Below are 16,138 nucleotides of genomic sequence, written 5' to 3'. Positions count from 1 at the left end.
TCAATCTCCTCTCGGCTCTTTTGAGGGAATTTATAAACTATGATCGTCTCTATTAATTCTAGAAGTTCTCGCCGGTTTCTTAAGTTTCCTTCTTTCCCTTTTTCTATGGACACATTAACGTTTCACGGGTATCGCGTTTAGTTGTGGGGTTTGTACCTTTGGCTATTTGACATAATTTTTTTTGCTCGTCATTACGTAGTAAAACGTCGGTGAAATCAGCCCCATCAATAATTGCACCTTCAAATTGAGAACTGGCAGCAAATGCACCTTCTAAAATCGCATTGGTTAAATTGGCTTTAATTAAACGTGCTGAATCTAAAGTTGTGTTGCTTAAATCTGCACCAGTGAAATCGACTGACTCTAAATTAGCGGCAAAAAAACTAACTCCTCGTAAGTTGGATTTACTGAAATTGCTTTGTTTGAGATTTGCCTTGGTAAAGCTGGAGTCGCTCAAATCCCGTCCTGAAAAATCAGTATTGATGAGGATTTCTTTGTTGTAATCAAGAGCCAAAGCCGTTGGAGGAAAACAAAAAGCAGCCGTAATACTAAGTGTTACGTAGAGGAATATACTAAGTATACCTGTGCAAATTTTTGTGCTTAACCTAAAATTTCTAATATTCATCGTAATTATTACTAATGTCCTAATGTCAGACTTACCTCCTTCTAATTATCCCGATATTGGTACATTAGGTGAAGACTTAGTGGCACAATGGTTAGAATCCTGTGGTTGGACAATTCTCCATCGTCGTTGGCGATCGCGTTGGGGTGAAATTGATATTATTGCGGAATATACCCAAACTTTAGCGTTTATCGAAGTGAAAACCCGCAGCACTGGTAGTTGGGATAGTGGAGGAAGAGACGCAATAAAGCCGAGCAAGCAGGAAAAAATCTCCCGCACGGCACAAATGTATTTAGCCAAATTTCCTGAAAAAGCTGATTTTAACTGTCGTTTTGATGTTGCGATCGCAGAAGCTCAAAAAGTTCCAAGTCCAAAAATATTAAGTCCAAAAATCTCAAGCCCAAAATTATTAAAATCCAGTCATACAAACGAAAAATCTCATAGCCTGGCTTTTTTATCAACACCTAGTCATTATTTGACGCTGCAAGAATACATTCCCGGAGCTTTTGATTCTTTGATTGATAATGGGTAATTGGTGATGCGGTGACAACATCAACTACCAATCACTAATCATTGAGCTATCGGGTAACATAATATTCACCATAGGAAAAAGGTTTTAAAGGCAAAGAATTGAAGATTTCATTTGACAATGCCACCAACCTATGCTCTAGAGTGACTCAACAAGACATTTAAGGAAAAACACTGAAAAATCAAGGTAATAATTAAGCCAGGGTTTCTGGGCAGTAGCCTAAACCACGAACAAATTGTTGGCGAAATGCTTCTATTTCTTCTCTTTCGGGGTTTCCGTGGGAAACGATCGCAACTTGATAGCGACGCATGACATCAACAGGGCATTGTCCAGTTTCTAAACTCCATAGTGCCATTTGTACACGCATTGGTGGTTCGTAGCTAATTCCCAGTTCGTTTAAGAAAGCGCGGAAATCACCATTGTCATCAGGGGAAATTGGTGAGGTTAACTTAACTCGTACTACCCAACCATCTATTTGATGTATTACGGTAACGAAGGAAACGGGTAATTGGGGTCGGGTATGCAAGAATTCAACTACTCTTAAGGTGAGACTAGCATTTGCCAGGTAATATAAATATTCCATTTTTGTTTTTGGGATCAAAGCCAACCCTACATTTCCATTATTGGTACATAGAATTCATATCCGGTAGGGTAAATGCCCCCGTTTTTTGATGGGGAGATTTACCCAATTTTCACATTTATATTTACGTGGTACTTAATTGTATCCATTATGAATGGGAAGGATAAAATTTACTGCTAATCCTTTAAAATCTACTTATGTATCGAGCCAATATAAGCTAGAGTTAGCTTGCTACAGCCATCTTAACCGAAATGACGCGAGAATTGAAAGCAGAAAATTTGGATTTAACCCCTATCCTAGTAGATAAATATTACGATTTAGAGCGTTCGACTGCTGGGTATGATTACCAGCTACCGGAAGAACTCATCGCTCAAAATCCAGCAGTTCCCCGTGATAGTTCCAAGCTGTTGGTAGTGGATTCAACTACTACAGGTGAAGAAAACCCTCCTTTAAACAAGATTTTCCGAGATTTGCCGGAGATATTGCGATCGCATGATTTATTAATTATGAATGATACTAAAGTCATTCCCGCACGGTTGTACGGACGTAAATCTACTGGTGCTGATGTGGAAGTGCTACTTTTGGAGGAGCGACAGCACAATTGTTGGTTAGCTTTGGTTAAACCTGGAAAGCGATTTAAGATTGGTTCACAGATTTTTTTTGAAGGCAGAATCGGAAATGATGAAGATGCCCAATTTGCAAGCTTAACAGCGACTGTCATCGATTCGGATGCTTCAACTGGGGGAAGAGTACTCAAGTTTAATCTGCCAAATGGGAAGTCTTTGGTGCAGCTATTAGATCGATTTGGGGAGATACCTTTGCCACCTTATATTACTAATAGCAAAGCAGCAGATGACCAATATCAAACCGTATATGCTCAAACTCCGGGAGCTGTGGCTGCTCCAACGGCAGGGTTACATTTTACACCAGAGTTGTTGGAGAAATTAGAGCAAAAGGGAATTAATCGGGCTTTTATTACCTTACATGTGGGTGTAGGTACATTTCGTCCTGTGGAGGTTGAGGATGTCACCACACATATCATGCATGAGGAGTGGATTGAGGTTCCTAGTGAAACTGTCGAGCAAATTCGCGCTACTAAAGCTGCTGGGGGACGAATTATTGCTGTGGGAACCACTGCTGTAAGAGCTTTGGAAGGTGCGACTGCGGAATGTGGTGGTGAGTTACAGGCTTTTTGTGGGAAAACGAATTTGTTTATCTATCCTGGCTACAATTGGGAGGTTGTGGAGGGGTTGATTACTAACTTCCATTTACCACGTTCGAGTTTGTTGATGTTAGTCAGTGCATTAATTGGACGAGAACGGTTGTTGAGGATATATGAACATGCGATCGCATCTCAATATCGTTTTTACTCGTTTGGGGATGCCATGTTGATTTTACCGGAAGGTGTTAGTTAGGAGTCAGGAGTCAGAAGCCAGAAGTATTGATTACTGATTCCCAAATTTATTTCTCACAATGAAATTTCCACGAGCATACTGGGAAACCTATAGCTATAAGACACTATAAAAATTCAGGTCTACCCAGCTATGTCTCAAAAATATGGTTTTCATAAGTATTTACACTACTATTCTCAAGCTTTCCTAGTTGCGACTTCGGCTGTGATTGCGATCGCAATTCCTTCTTTTTTGAATTTACAGGGAAGTCAGCTAATGGCGCAAACTGCCACTAGTCAAAATTTAGAGGCAGCTGGATTATATCAACAGGGTGTAGTTCGTTATGGTCGTGGCGATTTTCAAGGTGGAGAAATGTTGTTACGTCAAGCTTTGCAAATTGACCCAAATTTAGCGGCAGCACGGACATACCTTGGTAACATTATGTTGCGGCAAAATCGCTTAGATGGGGCGATACAGGAATATGCAGAAGCGGTACGGATTGACCCCAATTTTGCTGAAGGTTACTTTAATTTAGGTTTAGGACTTTATAAACAGGGACAGCGTGAAGCTGCGGTAACAGCTTATCGTCAGGCTTTGGTGGTGAATCCGACCATGACAGCAGCCCATTATAATATGGGTTTAGCATTATATGAAATGGGACAGGTTGGAGATGCGATCGCATCTTACCAAAAAGGCATAAATCTCGATAGCAGCAATGCCAATGCTTTCTATAATTTGGGAATTGCCTTGCAACAACAGGGGCAAACACAGGAAGCTATGAATGCTTACCGTCAAACGTTGCAAATCGATCCGAGTAATATTGCCGCATATAATAACTTGGCTGGTTTAATGGTAAGCCAAGGACAAACAACCAATGCGATCGCAATTTACCAAGAAGCAATTCGCAAAGTTCCTAATAATCCCGATGCTTACTACAATTTAGGCATGACTTGGTATAACCAAGGTGAATATAAGAAAGCTAGTAGTGCATTCAAACGCGCTCAAAAACAGTATCGTGATGCTGGAAGTTATGAACTAGCAGAGAAAATGACGGGTTTGATTCAACAAACTGCACAAGGAAGAAGTAATCCAGCAACTACCCAAATACCAACTCCTGTGGAAACTTCTACCGAAAATCCTCAAAATAACGAAACTACCCAAAATTCGGAACCTACCGAAAATAATGACAATAATTCTAACAATCCCAACACCGTATTCGAGTTCGGACAACCAATTCCTGGAGCATTAGAAAATTCTGGTGACACACCACCAACAGAAGCACAACCTGCGTCTTTGGATAAATAAGAATTATTAATTTTTTGTGATTAATTACTTATGTAGAGACGCGATATATCGCGTCTCTCTATATTTATTGAATTGAAATTTATTGAAATTTAGGCATTCTGATTGTATCCCCTATGACTTGGAATTTCTTGTATCACGTCTCTCTAAATTTGTATTGACAAATTAAATCGGTAAACGATTAATATCCCGATTACAGCCAATTACCACCATTGCCGTTCCTTTCTCAAGTCGCTTATCAGGTTCGGGATTAATTAAGAATTTCCCATCTCGACTTACAGCTAATAAATTCAACCCATAGCGATTACGTAATTGTAATTCAGTGATTGTTTTCCCATCAAATTCATCAGGTACGATAACTTCCACAATACTATTATCTGGATCGAGGTCAAATCTTTCGAGAATCGATGGTTTAGTTAAAGTTCGTGCCAAAGCGCTCCCAGCTTCGTATTCGGGGAAGACAACATGGTCAGCACCAACACGTTTTAATAGCTTACAATGAACTTCACTTGAAGCTTTCGCAATAACGTGGGGAACTCCACCTTCTTTAACATTTAAAGTGGTAATAATACTCTCTTGAACGTAATTACCGATTGCCACAATTACCGTATCAAATTCAAAAATTCCTGCTTCCTTGAGTGCCGCAGGTTCGGTAGAATCAATTTGTAAAGCATGTCCAACAATATGTTCCGTTAAAGCTTCCGAAACTCGTTTTTCATCAACATCCGTAGCGAGAACTTGGTAGCCAAATTTATGTAGTGTAGAGCATACGGAGCGTCCAAAACGTCCTAACCCAATTACCGCAAATTGATGATTATCTTTGCGTAGACTGCGGAAAAATCCTAGCGATGAGAGATTCACAATTTTAGTCCTTATTAACCAACAAGCAAATTTTCTTCAGGATAATGAACGCGACTCGGACGTGGGTCGCCTAAAATAGAAGACATTAGTAGTAAAATTCCGACTCGACCAATATACATAGTCAGAATTAGTATTAGTTTAGCAGCAGTGGTAACGCTACCAGTAATACCAGTTGAAAGTCCTACGGTTGCAAATGCGGACATAGTTTCAAACAATATTTGAATGAAGGAAACTTCTGGATCTGTCAGTGCAATTAATATGGTAGCAACAATTACTGTACTGATAGAGCCAACAAACACACCTACCGCTTTGAGAACTAAAGATACAGCAATTTTTCTCTCATATAAAATAACCTCTTCTTTTCCTTGTAAAATTGATTTTGTACAGTTAGATAGAACTCGCAAAGTTGTTGTTTTAATGCCTCCACCAGTACCACCTGGACTTGCACCAATAAACATTAAGGCAATGGTGATAAACAATCCAGCATTAGTCATTTTTCCAATATCAATGGTATTAAAACCAGCAGTTCTGGGAGTAACTGATTGAAACCAAGCTGATAAGAATTGAGTGCCAAATTTAATATCCCCTAAAGTATTGGGATTTCTCATTTCAATCGCTAAAAAAGCGGCAGTTCCCAGTAATAGTAGAATAATTGTTGTACTAACTGCAACTTTAAAATCGAGTGAAAAAACTAGTTTTTCCTGCCTTTTGAGAATGCGATCGCGCAACCAAATGTACATTTCTAAAATGACTTGATATCCAATTCCCCCAAAGATAATTAAGCCAGTAATCGTAAACACAACTAAAGCTGAAGATTGATAACCAATTAAGTTATCTTTGAACAAGCTAAAACCAGCATTATTCCAGGCATTAATACTGTGGAAAATCGCCAACCATAATCCCTGATTCCATCCGTATTCCGGCACAAAAGCAGGTAGTAGTAAAAAGACTCCCGTGATTTCAAAAATTAGCGTTGTGGCAATAATCGAACGAATAATTTGTTTGCTACCACTCATTCCTGGTCGATCTAATGCTTGTTGAATTGCAATTTTTTGTCTCAAGTCAAATTTTTTACCGATTAGCAAAATCAGGAAAGTGGTTGTAGTCATATAGCCTAAACCACCAATTTGTGCTAGTAAAGCAATAAACAATTGACCCCAAAAAGAAAAGTACGTACCCGGATCTACCACAGATAAACCTGTCACGCAGACTGCGGAAGTTGATGTAAAAAGCGCGATAACTAAGTTATTCCACGTACCACTACTAGTAGAAAAAGGCATCATCAATAAGATAGTTCCTATTGCGATAACCGCTAAAAATCCCAAGCAAATCGTCCGAGAAACGGTCATATTCCGGTCAAAAATAAAACTATCCCAGGTTGTTTAGGCTGGGTTAACCTTCCTGGGTGAGAAAAATACCCTAATTCAAATCAAAACACACATGGTAGCCTACAAATATGTGTATTTTATTTCTGCTTTGTCTTAGCATCGCTTAACCAATGACTGCAACACTTTATCAGCAAATTCAGCAGTTCTACGATGCTTCCTCTGGTTTGTGGGAGGAAGTTTGGGGAGAACATATGCACCACGGTTACTATGGTGCGGATGGTACGGAAAAGAAAGAACGTCGTCAAGCACAGATTGATTTGATTGAGGAGGTTTTGCGATTTGCTTTGGATGAGGAAGGAGATAAGGGAGATTCTGGTTTCTCGGATATTCTTGATGTTGGTTGTGGCATTGGTGGAAGCTCGCTGTATTTAGCAGGTCGATTTGGTGCTAGGGTTACTGGTATCACTTTGAGTCCTGTACAGGCAGAAAGAGCAAAGGAACGTGCTAGAGAATTTGGTTTAGGAAATCGGACGAATTTTCAAGTTGCTGATGCCTTGAATATGCCTTTCCCCGATAATTCGTTTGATTTAATTTGGTCGCTGGAAAGCGGTGAACATATGCCTGATAAGGTAAAGTTTTTGCAGGAGTGTCACCGAGTTTTAAAGCCTGGTGGAACAATGATTGTTGCTACCTGGTGCCATCGCCCGATTGTGAATTCTCCGTTAACCCTGGAGGAAAGGAAGGATTTAGAGGAGATTTATCGTGTTTATTGTTTGCCTTATGTAATTTCATTGCCGGAATATGTAGAAATCGCGCGTCAGTTACCTCTACAAAATCTTCGCTTTGTTGATTGGTCGAAAGCTGTAGCACCTTTTTGGAATGTGGTAATTGATTCTACATTCACTCTCCAAGCGCTTTGGGGGTTGTTGTTTTCTGGTTGGAGTACAATTCAGGGTGCTTTGTCTTTGGGATTGATGCAGCGTGGTTATGAGAGCGGTTTGATTCGGTTTGGTTTAATTTGTGGCAACAAGTAGAGACAGAGACGACCCACCGGGTCGTCTGTACGAAAATAGGATAATGTATAATTTTAAATTCTCAATTCTCAATGTCCAATCTTAAATTCCCAACTACCAATATCCAATGCCCATTAATAATTTTTCTTTATGAGCAACACTTTTACTATTAAATCTCAAAGTGCTTGGTTATATTCATTGTGGAAATTTTCACGACCACATACGATTATTGGTACAACTTTAAGCGCATCGGGATTGTATTTGATTGCGATCGCACTCTCTAATTCAAATTTTTCTATATTTCCTATACTTGGTGCTTGGGTTGCTTGTGTCTTTGGAAATGTTTATATTGTTGGGTTGAATCAACTTGAAGATATTGCTATAGACAAGATTAATAAACCCCATTTACCTTTGGCTTCGGGGGAATTTTCCCTGCTAACAGGTAAGTTAATTGTCGGCATTACGGGAATATTGGCACTAATTGTGGCATTATTCCAAGGAAAATATTTATTTGCGATGGTGGTTGTCAGTTTGGCTATTGGTACGGCTTATTCTTTACCTCCGATTCGTTTGAAACGTTTTCCTTTTTGGGCTGCTGTATGTATTTTTTCCGTGCGTGGAGCTATTGTTAATTTAGGACTTTATTTACACTATAGCTGGATATTAAAACAACCAATTACGATTCCAATTATTGTTTGGGTGTTAACGCTGTTTGTACTAGTCTTTACGTTCACGATCGCAATCTTTAAGGATATCCCTGATATGGAAGGCGATTTGCAATACAATATCTCTACTCTTTCGCTTAAACTCGGTAAGAAAGCTGTTTTTAATCTTGCCCTTTGGGTAATTACTGTTTGCTATGTAGGTATTATCTTGGTTGGTTTTCTCCGTCTTTCTGAAGTCAATTCTGTTTTTCTAATTCTCAGTCATATCATCCCGTTAGCTTGGATGTGGTTACGGAGTCAGCAAGTTGATTTAGAAGATAAAAACGCGATCGCAAGTTTTTACCAATTCATCTGGAAGCTGTTTTTTGTTGAGTATTTAATTTTTCCTGCGGCTTGTCTGATTGCATGAGATAATTGGTGTTGCTGAATTTAATTTGGAATTGACTTCACGCGGAGTCGCAGAGAGATAGTTTTAACTAATGTTCGCTACTTGCTTTCTTGTTGCTTGCTTCATCGTCCAAAATCAAGTCATAGAACCAAATCAAAGATTTAAGAAAATACCCAATTGCGATCGCGAGCTTTACTGTCCAAATAACCGGAAAATTACTATATTCTTCCCATTCTGCGATTTTTGGTTGAAACTGCTGCCATGCGATCGCAACTCCTGTAAAATAAGCTAATAGCCCAATCCATAGCCAAATAGACATATACATCTGCTTTTTCCTTCCCTATCTTTAATATCTATAAAACCTTAAAATCTAAATATTTAACGACTTGCTGAAGTCGTATATTCACCTCACTCATGTTATAGGTGTCATTAGAATCAATTTATGCAGTTGCTGAAAACTGCTGATATACTTACACTGCCAAGAATCAAAATATATGCACGTAAAACTGTAACTAAGGATAAACTATGGAAATGTTTCCAAGCGGTAGTAACTTAATTGCGACGATTATTGTACTCTCATCTGTCTGTATATTGATTTATTTCGCGATTAAAACCTTAATTACTTCAAACCGCTTTCAAAAGGGATTAACGTTGTTTCAGCAAAAAGACTATGAAGCGGCAGAAATTGCTTTTCGTGGAGTTATTGCGATTAATTCAACCAATGATGTGGTTCACTTGCTATTGGGCGATTGCTTAATTCAACAAGATCGGGTAGGAGATGCGATCGCAGAATTCCAATATGTAATTCAACGCGCACCGAAAAAAGTCGATGCTTATTTGCGTTTGAGTAATGCTTTAATCGCCCAAGGTAATAAGAGTGAAGCTATTAGCAATTTAGAAAAATCTCGCGATTTATTCCAAGCACAACGTCAACTACAGAAAGCTGAACAAGTTAATCAGTTATTACAAAAGCTCGACATTAAACGCTCTGTATAATTCTGTAATTGCAAATTCCCTAGAACCTTTTTTGAGGTTAAAAACTAAAAATAGTCCTCAAAGCATCCCACAATACACAACTAGCTAGACAATATCGGAGGTATAAAATTTTGTCAACCCTACAAGCCATTAAATACGTTAAATAAATAATAATTAATTCTATTAGAATAATATAACTTCATGAAAAAGCTGCTCAAATATAAACTTAAGTAAAGTTAAATATAGTTGAGTTGCAAAACCTACGTAATAGGGGTTTTCTTAATTACTATATTTTTTTACAGATTCATAGATATTACTGATTTATAAAAATTTACTTTCATATTTAAAATCCAAAGATGTGATGTATTACGTCTCTAAAAATCCAAAGCTTGTACTGAGCGACAGCGAATGTATCCAAAATCTAAAATCTAAAATCCAAATGACTCAACAAAAAGGCAAAGTTTATCTTGTAGGTGCTGGACCTGGAGATGTAGGATACTTAACAGTCAAGGCTTATAAACTTTTGGAGAAAGCCGAAGTATTAGTTTACGATGCCCTCATTGATAAAGAATTATTGAATTTAGTACCTTCAGATTGTTTGCAATTGGATGTCGGTAAACGTGGAGGACAACCAAGTACACCACAAGCTGAAATTAATCAGTTGCTAGTTAAATATTGCCAAGAAGGTAAACAAGTAATTCGTTTGAAATCGGGCGATCCATTTATATTTGGACGCTGTACTGCTGAAATTGAAGCATTGAAAGCTGCCAAATGTAATTTTGAACTTGTACCCGGTATTTCTTCCGCTTTAGCAGCACCATTATTTGCTAATATTCCCTTAACAGACCCAGTATTGAGTCGAAGTTTTGCGGTTGTGACAGCACATGAACCCGAAGCATTGAACTGGGAAGCCCTAGCAGGAATTGAGACCTTAGTAATTTTAATGGGGGGAAAAAATCTACCAGAAGTAGTACATCAACTAATTAAACATGGTAAAACCCGGACTACACCTATTGCCGTAGTTCGTTATTGCGGAACACCACAGCAAAAAATATGGATAGGAACCCTAGAAACGATACTTGAAATTACAGTAGGTGTTTCACTTTCGCCAACAGTAATTACAATTGGTGAAGTAGTGGGTTTACGCAAGTATCTTCAACCTGAGAATATTCATATAGACCTAGATGATTCTCTGATTGGTAATTAGCACTTCTTAACCATGCCTAGTAATATTTTCTCACCTCCAGTTTCTTCTACCAAGCTACCTCTTGCTGGTAAAACCATACTGGTGACACGTTCGGTAGGACAATCAAGTGATTTTGCCGAACTACTGATTGAATTTGGTGCAAATGTTGTTGAAATGCCTGCCTTAGAAATTGGTCCCCCATCAAGTTGGGATGGATTGGATAATGCGATCGCAAATTTATCATCTTTCAACTGGTTAGTTTTGACTTCTACAAATGGTGTGGAATACTTGTTTGAGAGATTATTTGCCCAAGGCAAAGATGCACGTGCATTGATTGGGGTAAAAGTGGCTGTAGTTGGTGAAAAAACTGCTCAGTGTTTAAAAAAACATTGTATACAGGCAGATTTTATCCCTCCTAACTTTGTCGCTGACTCCTTAGTGGAAAATTTTCCGGAACAACTTGTTAATCAAAAGATTTTGTTTCCCCGTGTCGAAAGTGGTGGACGGGAAGTTTTAGTGAAAGAACTAACACAAAAGGGTGCAGAAGTAATTGAGGTTGTAGCTTATCAGTCTTGTTGTCCAATTAATATACCTCCTTCGGCTGAATTAGCTTTGCAAAGCGGGAACATTGATATCATTACATTTGCAAGCTCGAAAACAGTGCAATTTTTCTGCCAGTTAGCGACAAGAGTATTTCCTGAAAATGCTGTTGGCAGTTGTTTGGAAGGTATTTGTATTGCTTCAATTGGTCCCCAAACATCGAAAAGCTGTCAAGATTTAATTGGACGCGTTGATGTTGAAGCTGAGGAATATACCTTACCAGGATTAACCCAAGCTTTGATTAGATGGGCAAGTAATTAGAACACAAGTCAATAACTCAGCCCTAAAGGGACTGAGCTTGTAATTAACAAAGATTACGTGTTTGACTAGCCCACTGAGACTAATCCTGATACGCACTTCCAAATACTTCCCCAGTTTGGATTATCTGCAAGACTGTTTGTTCAGTCGTTGGTTAAAGACAAGACATTTTGGATTAGTTGGGCGAGGGGACTTAAACTTTACTCTAAGGATTATCTCCATGCAAAGAGTACCAGTAATTTCAGCAGACAATATTCCTTTGATGCCGACTAAAGCTAGCCGTGCTAGACGTTGGATTAAAGCAGGTAAAGCCGTCGGTAAATTCAACAAACTAGGAATATTTTACGTTCAACTATTAGTTGAACCATCTGATACCCAAACTCAAGATATTGTAATTGGATTAGACCCTGGAAAAATGTTTTCTGGTGTGGCTGTTCAATCTCAAAAAAACACGTTACAAATGTTGCATCTAGTTCTTCCGTTTAAAACAGTTAAAGACAGAATGGAACAACGAGCCATGATGCGACGTGGTAGACGTGGAAGACGGATTAATCGAAAATTATCTTTTTCTAAACGTAGTCACCGTCAAGCTAGATTTGATAATCGTCGTAACTCCAAACTACCACCAAGTATTCGAGCAAATAAAGACTTGGAATACCGAACAATTACTTTATTGTGTGAAATATACCCAGTAAAAACAATTGTTATTGAAGAGGTAGAAGCACGAGGTAATAAGAGTTTTAGTCCGGTAATGGTTGGGCAAAGATATCAAATTAACCGACTATCAAACCTAGCTAATGTGACTCTGAAAAAAGGTTGGGAAACATCTAATCTTCGTAAGCACTTGGGATTACATAAAGAGAAATCTGACAAGTCTTTACAAATCCCAGAGACTCATGCGGTGGATGCAGTCACGTTGGCTTGTTCCGAGTTTGTTAAATATCAAACTTGGGAAGGAGTAAAAACTCATGGTGCTAGTTGGGTAGGTGAAGTCAATATAACTGAGTCTCAATTTACTATTTTACGTCGTCCTCCAATTAGTCGTAGGCAACTACATTTGATGGTTCCGTCTAAGGGTGGAAACAGACGCGAAATGCGCCACCGGGGAGAATCCCCGTGGTCACTTTCGCGCGAATGTGCCGGGACAGAAGATTCTGTCCGGCAACTTCGCCGTAAATATGGCGGCACTGTAACCCGACATGGATTTAGAAAAGGTGATTATGTTGAAGCTACCCAAGGCAATAAAACATATAGAGGATGGGTTAGTGGAGACACCGAAAAACAAGTTTCTGTCTCTGACCAAAACTGGAAACGGTTAGGTCAATTCAGTAAAAACAAAGTCCGACTAATCAGACGCTCTATCGGACTAATTTTCACTGCGGTTAAAACCGCTCGCGTCGCTTCCCTCTCAGCACTAAAGTGACTGAGTTTCCCGCATACCGAGTATTTTTATGAATGTAGAGACGTGATATATCACGTCTCTCTGTATTATATTATATTCCCAATCACTAATGCAAAAACGTCTAATTGGCTTAACAGGTGGGATTGCCACAGGTAAAAGTACTGTTGCAAATTACCTTGCAGAAAGTTATAACTTACCAATTTTAGATTCTGATATTTATGCAAGAGAAGCTGTTGCTGTTGGTTCAGCGATATTAAAAAAAATTAATCAAAAATATGGTGACGATATTTTACTTCCTGATAATAGCTTGAATCGGCAAAAGTTAGGAGAAATAGTCTTTGAAAGTCAAATAGAAAGACTTTGGATTGAAAGTTTAATTCACCCTTATGTGAGGGATAGATTTAACCAAGAAATGGCGAAAATATCCTCTGATACTCTAGTTTTAGTGATTCCCTTATTATTTGAAGTCGGATTAACTAATTTAGTTACAGAAACTTGGGTTGTGAGTTGTTCTCAAGAACAGCAATTAAAACGATTAATGCAACGAAATAATTTAACTTTAGAACAAGCACAAGCAAGAATTAATAGTCAAATGCCTTTATCCGAGAAAGTCAAACTTGCTGATGTCGTATTCGATAATTCTCAAAGTGTCGAAATGCTTTTGAAATTAGTTAATATTGTTATGGATAAAACTAAATTATAACCCAATACAGTTCAGTTAAGAATTTTTTCCTTCTATTCCTACCCTTCGGGTAGGCACGAAGTGACTTCCAAAGGTAGCCGCTCCGCGTCTAAGGCGTTCTCTGCGTCTACCTACGGTAGATACGAAGTAGCTTCTGTTGGCGATAGCCGCCCTGTAAGGGCTAAGTAGCCACTCCGTGTCTATGGCGGTTTAAAATATTGAATGGTTTAGTCTTAACTGAACCGTATTGAATTATAACCCTAGTAATCAGTTTTAAGAAAAGAGAATTTAGGAGTCAGTGTGACTGGAAAATACTAATTAATTTTGACTCATATAGTCTTCTTTAATCATCCACCAATTAATTCTACATTCTTACTCAAAAAACAGAAGATTTATTTTCTATTGCTTGAATAAAGGCTTCAAACTGACCATCTGGAGTCCATTGAATTGCCCCATCCCTTCCTGTAAACAACAATTGCGTCTTTACTTGACCTAATTCTGACAAAATATTGGGTTCAATATCCGCACTCGTTGTAATCGTTACTTCAGGCTGCAATAGTGGAACCAAATCCTTAAGCGATCGCGGTTGACACCATAACACTTGGGGATGGGGTAAATTCTTCGCTTTGATTAATTGTCGTAAATCAGTTGGTTTGAGATTTCCCACAAATAACCAATCTTTATTTTGAATCCGCATTTGTAAAATGGGTAATTCACCGTTAACAAGTTGTAAAAGAGTCGAACCGATGTTTACACTTTGACCAATCTTTAAAGGTTGATACGTAGATTGATTTTTTTGTAATTGTTTCTGAATCGCACCGCTAGTGATCGCATTATCAGCATTTGCCGCAGAATCATAAAATACTTTTATTGGCAGACGTGGTAATAATTCCAACCATCCCTTACTTCCATTTCCTTGAAAATCCGATGCAACAGCCCAATCAATTTGATTTACACCCTGTTGTTGCAAAAAGGGTAATATTGTGAAGCGTCCTGTACCTTCATCCCCACTATTAATTAGCGTTACCTTGCCTCGATCTTGAATTACCACAACAGGTTCACCACCAGCTGCCAACATTGTCACACGAAATAATGTATTTCCTGTATGCCAAGCTGGAATAAATATGAGAGTGAGTGAAATTCCTAACGCTACCCACCAACGACGTTGCCACCAACGTACCAACCAAGCAAGCATTAATAATGTATAGATAACCAACATCTGTGCTGTGGTAATACTGCCAACAGCAAACGAATTTCCTCGTAAAGTATTAAAAAATTCGACAAGCTTCAGTAACCAGTCCGTTGGATAATGCAAAACTCCAGCGATCGCACTTCCCAAACCAGGTAAAATCAGAGATGCGATCGCGCTAATAAACCCACCAATACTAATTACTGAAATTAAAGGTGTACTCGCAATATTCAACACCAAACTATAAGATGGTAAAACCCCAAAAACATTTAACTGTAGGGGTAAAGTCCAAATAGTCGCTGCCAGAGGAACTGCAATTAGAGATGCGACAGCAGGAGGCAACCATCCCAACCTTTTAGTTATCGCTGGAACTGTCACAATTAAACCCAAAGTCGCCAAAAAACTTAATTGAAAACCTAAATCCCAAATCCATAAGGGATTAAAGATTAACAATAGACTCGCAGCAACCAAGAGCGAACCCAGCTGCTTAACTTTCTTATGCAATAATAAAGCAATTAAACCAGCAAAACCCATCACCACAGCACGTAATACCGCAGGTTGAAAGCCAGTTAAACAGAGAAAAGCAACCAAAGCTAAACAACCGACTGTAAATTGAGTTCCCCGTTTAGCACGTTTCGTTAACCCTAAAACCATACCCAAAATTAACGAAGTTTGAAATCCAGAAGCCGCTAATGCATGAGCTAACCCAACAGCGACAAACGAATCGCGAATATCATAAGGTAAATCTACAGCTTTACTACCTAAAACCATAGCACTGACAAGGGGACCTTCCGGAACACCCAAAAAACTCACCTGCGATCGCACTATTTGTTCGCGAAACTTCCACCATCCCCACTTCTTCTCTTCATTGAGAATATTCACCTGTCGTCCACTTAATCCCGCAAACACACCTTCTTTCTTCAAATATTCCCGAAAATCAAATGCACCAGGATTAGCAGCAGCCTTTGGTTTATATAACACACCAGTTACAGCAATTTGTTGTCCAGGGTATAATCCGGTTGCCTGCAATAAAGGTACAGTCACATATAAACTACCCGAAACCCCTTTCCCTCCAGCAGTTCCATCTTCATCTTTCACCCCATTCAATTGCGTCACTTCCATCCAGAACTGCCCCTTAGAAGTGCGAGTCATCCGAGGAGTACTAGTTAC

At 38.8% G+C, this 16,138-nt stretch carries 14 protein-coding genes and 2 pseudogenes; 9 read left to right on the top strand and 7 right to left on the bottom strand.

From position 1 onward, the window contains the following. Positions 1-2: 2 nt before the first annotated feature. Both CK510_RS34330 and CK510_RS02710 read right to left on the bottom strand, forming a co-directional pair. Positions 3-113: pseudogene (locus CK510_RS34330) on the bottom strand (DUF2887 domain-containing protein); the annotation flags it as partial. Continuing rightward, positions 104-622, bottom strand: coding sequence for a pentapeptide repeat-containing protein (locus CK510_RS02710; protein WP_095720229.1), 519 nt, complete (start codon positions 620-622; stop codon positions 104-106). The gene CK510_RS02710 and the pseudogene CK510_RS34330, both read right to left, overlap by 10 nt. A 22-nt stretch (positions 623-644) precedes the next feature. Between CK510_RS02710 and CK510_RS02705 the strand changes: the two genes are divergently transcribed. Continuing rightward, a complete protein-coding gene (locus CK510_RS02705) occupies positions 645-1,151 on the top strand; it encodes a YraN family protein (RefSeq protein ID WP_095720228.1) in 507 nt (168 codons plus the stop codon). Between the two features lie 190 nt (positions 1,152-1,341). On the opposite strand, the gene CK510_RS02700 is transcribed toward CK510_RS02705, so the two are convergent. After that, on the bottom strand, positions 1,342-1,731 hold the full coding sequence (locus CK510_RS02700; protein WP_095720227.1) for a hypothetical protein: 390 nt from the start codon (positions 1,729-1,731) through the stop codon (positions 1,342-1,344). 248 nt (positions 1,732-1,979) lie between these two features. On the opposite strand from CK510_RS02700, the gene queA reads away from it, so the two are divergent. Continuing rightward, positions 1,980-3,143, top strand: a complete 1,164-nt coding sequence (queA, locus tag CK510_RS02695; protein WP_095720226.1) for a tRNA preQ1(34) S-adenosylmethionine ribosyltransferase-isomerase QueA — start codon at positions 1,980-1,982, stop codon at positions 3,141-3,143. 129 nt (positions 3,144-3,272) lie between these two features. Beyond that, positions 3,273-4,424 (top strand): tetratricopeptide repeat protein, encoded by a 1,152-nt coding sequence (locus CK510_RS02690; RefSeq protein ID WP_095720225.1) that lies wholly within the window; start codon positions 3,273-3,275, stop codon positions 4,422-4,424. Positions 4,425-4,586: 162 nt separating this feature from the next. Here CK510_RS02690 and CK510_RS02685 read toward each other — a convergent pair whose 3' ends face one another. After that, entirely contained in the window at positions 4,587-5,282 is a 696-nt protein-coding gene (locus tag CK510_RS02685) for a potassium channel family protein (protein ID WP_095720224.1), read from the bottom strand. Positions 5,283-5,296: 14 nt separating this feature from the next. Continuing rightward, entirely contained in the window at positions 5,297-6,631 is a 1,335-nt protein-coding gene (locus CK510_RS02680; protein ID WP_095720223.1) for a TrkH family potassium uptake protein, read from the bottom strand. A gap of 149 nt (positions 6,632-6,780) precedes the next feature. Here CK510_RS02680 and CK510_RS02675 point away from each other — a divergent pair, with 149 nt between their 5' ends. After that, on the top strand, positions 6,781-7,644 hold the full coding sequence (locus tag CK510_RS02675; protein WP_095720222.1) for a methyltransferase domain-containing protein: 864 nt from the start codon (positions 6,781-6,783) through the stop codon (positions 7,642-7,644). A gap of 129 nt (positions 7,645-7,773) precedes the next feature. Next, positions 7,774-8,697, top strand: coding sequence for a homogentisate phytyltransferase (locus CK510_RS02670; RefSeq protein ID WP_095720221.1), 924 nt, complete (start codon positions 7,774-7,776; stop codon positions 8,695-8,697). A 67-nt stretch (positions 8,698-8,764) separates the two neighbouring features. Here CK510_RS02670 and CK510_RS02665 read toward each other — a convergent pair whose 3' ends face one another. Then, a complete protein-coding gene (locus tag CK510_RS02665) occupies positions 8,765-8,995 on the bottom strand; it encodes a hypothetical protein (protein WP_095720220.1) in 231 nt (76 codons plus the stop codon). A gap of 206 nt (positions 8,996-9,201) precedes the next feature. On the opposite strand from CK510_RS02665, the gene CK510_RS02660 reads away from it, so the two are divergent. The 4 genes and pseudogenes from CK510_RS02660 (at position 9,202) to coaE (ending at position 13,800) form a co-directional block, all read left to right on the top strand. Continuing rightward, positions 9,202-9,672 carry a tetratricopeptide repeat protein gene (locus tag CK510_RS02660; RefSeq protein ID WP_095720219.1) on the top strand — a complete coding sequence of 157 codons (471 nt, stop codon included), beginning with the start codon at positions 9,202-9,204 and terminating at the stop codon, positions 9,670-9,672. Positions 9,673-10,090: 418 nt separating this feature from the next. Further along, positions 10,091-11,698, top strand: a pseudogene (gene cobA / locus CK510_RS02655) (uroporphyrinogen-III C-methyltransferase). A 217-nt stretch (positions 11,699-11,915) separates the two neighbouring features. Then, positions 11,916-13,118, top strand: coding sequence for an RRXRR domain-containing protein (locus tag CK510_RS02650; RefSeq protein WP_095720218.1), 1,203 nt, complete (start codon positions 11,916-11,918; stop codon positions 13,116-13,118). 88 nt (positions 13,119-13,206) lie between these two features. Further along, positions 13,207-13,800 carry a dephospho-CoA kinase gene (coaE, locus tag CK510_RS02645; RefSeq protein WP_095720217.1) on the top strand — a complete coding sequence of 198 codons (594 nt, stop codon included), beginning with the start codon at positions 13,207-13,209 and terminating at the stop codon, positions 13,798-13,800. A gap of 355 nt (positions 13,801-14,155) precedes the next feature. Here coaE and CK510_RS02640 read toward each other — a convergent pair. Further along, positions 14,156-16,138, bottom strand: a 1,983-nt coding sequence (locus CK510_RS02640) for a ComEC/Rec2 family competence protein (RefSeq protein WP_143289196.1), incomplete at its 5' end; no start/stop codon positions are given.

It is taken from the genome of Brunnivagina elsteri CCALA 953 (assembly GCF_002289455.1).
Lineage (GTDB): Bacteria > Cyanobacteriota > Cyanobacteriia > Cyanobacteriales > Nostocaceae > Brunnivagina > Brunnivagina elsteri.
This window is presented reverse-complemented; position numbering and strand designations above follow the sequence as displayed.

Excerpts from the sequence above, each read along its gene's own strand:
- CK510_RS02710 (WP_095720229.1), bottom strand. The coding sequence starts at position 622 with ATGAATATTAGAAATTTTAGGTTAAGCACAAAAATTTGCACAGGTATA.
- CK510_RS02705 (WP_095720228.1), top strand. The coding sequence starts at position 645 with ATGTCAGACTTACCTCCTTCTAATTATCCCGATATTGGTACATTAGGT.
- CK510_RS02700 (WP_095720227.1), bottom strand. The coding sequence starts at position 1,731 with ATGGAATATTTATATTACCTGGCAAATGCTAGTCTCACCTTAAGAGTA.
- queA (WP_095720226.1), top strand. The coding sequence starts at position 1,980 with ATGACGCGAGAATTGAAAGCAGAAAATTTGGATTTAACCCCTATCCTA.
- CK510_RS02690 (WP_095720225.1), top strand. The coding sequence starts at position 3,273 with ATGTCTCAAAAATATGGTTTTCATAAGTATTTACACTACTATTCTCAA.
- CK510_RS02680 (WP_095720223.1), bottom strand. The coding sequence starts at position 6,631 with ATGACCGTTTCTCGGACGATTTGCTTGGGATTTTTAGCGGTTATCGCA.
- CK510_RS02675 (WP_095720222.1), top strand. The coding sequence starts at position 6,781 with ATGACTGCAACACTTTATCAGCAAATTCAGCAGTTCTACGATGCTTCC.
- CK510_RS02670 (WP_095720221.1), top strand. The coding sequence starts at position 7,774 with ATGAGCAACACTTTTACTATTAAATCTCAAAGTGCTTGGTTATATTCA.
- CK510_RS02665 (WP_095720220.1), bottom strand. The coding sequence starts at position 8,995 with ATGTCTATTTGGCTATGGATTGGGCTATTAGCTTATTTTACAGGAGTT.
- CK510_RS02660 (WP_095720219.1), top strand. The coding sequence starts at position 9,202 with ATGGAAATGTTTCCAAGCGGTAGTAACTTAATTGCGACGATTATTGTA.
- CK510_RS02650 (WP_095720218.1), top strand. The coding sequence starts at position 11,916 with ATGCAAAGAGTACCAGTAATTTCAGCAGACAATATTCCTTTGATGCCG.
- coaE (WP_095720217.1), top strand. The coding sequence starts at position 13,207 with ATGCAAAAACGTCTAATTGGCTTAACAGGTGGGATTGCCACAGGTAAA.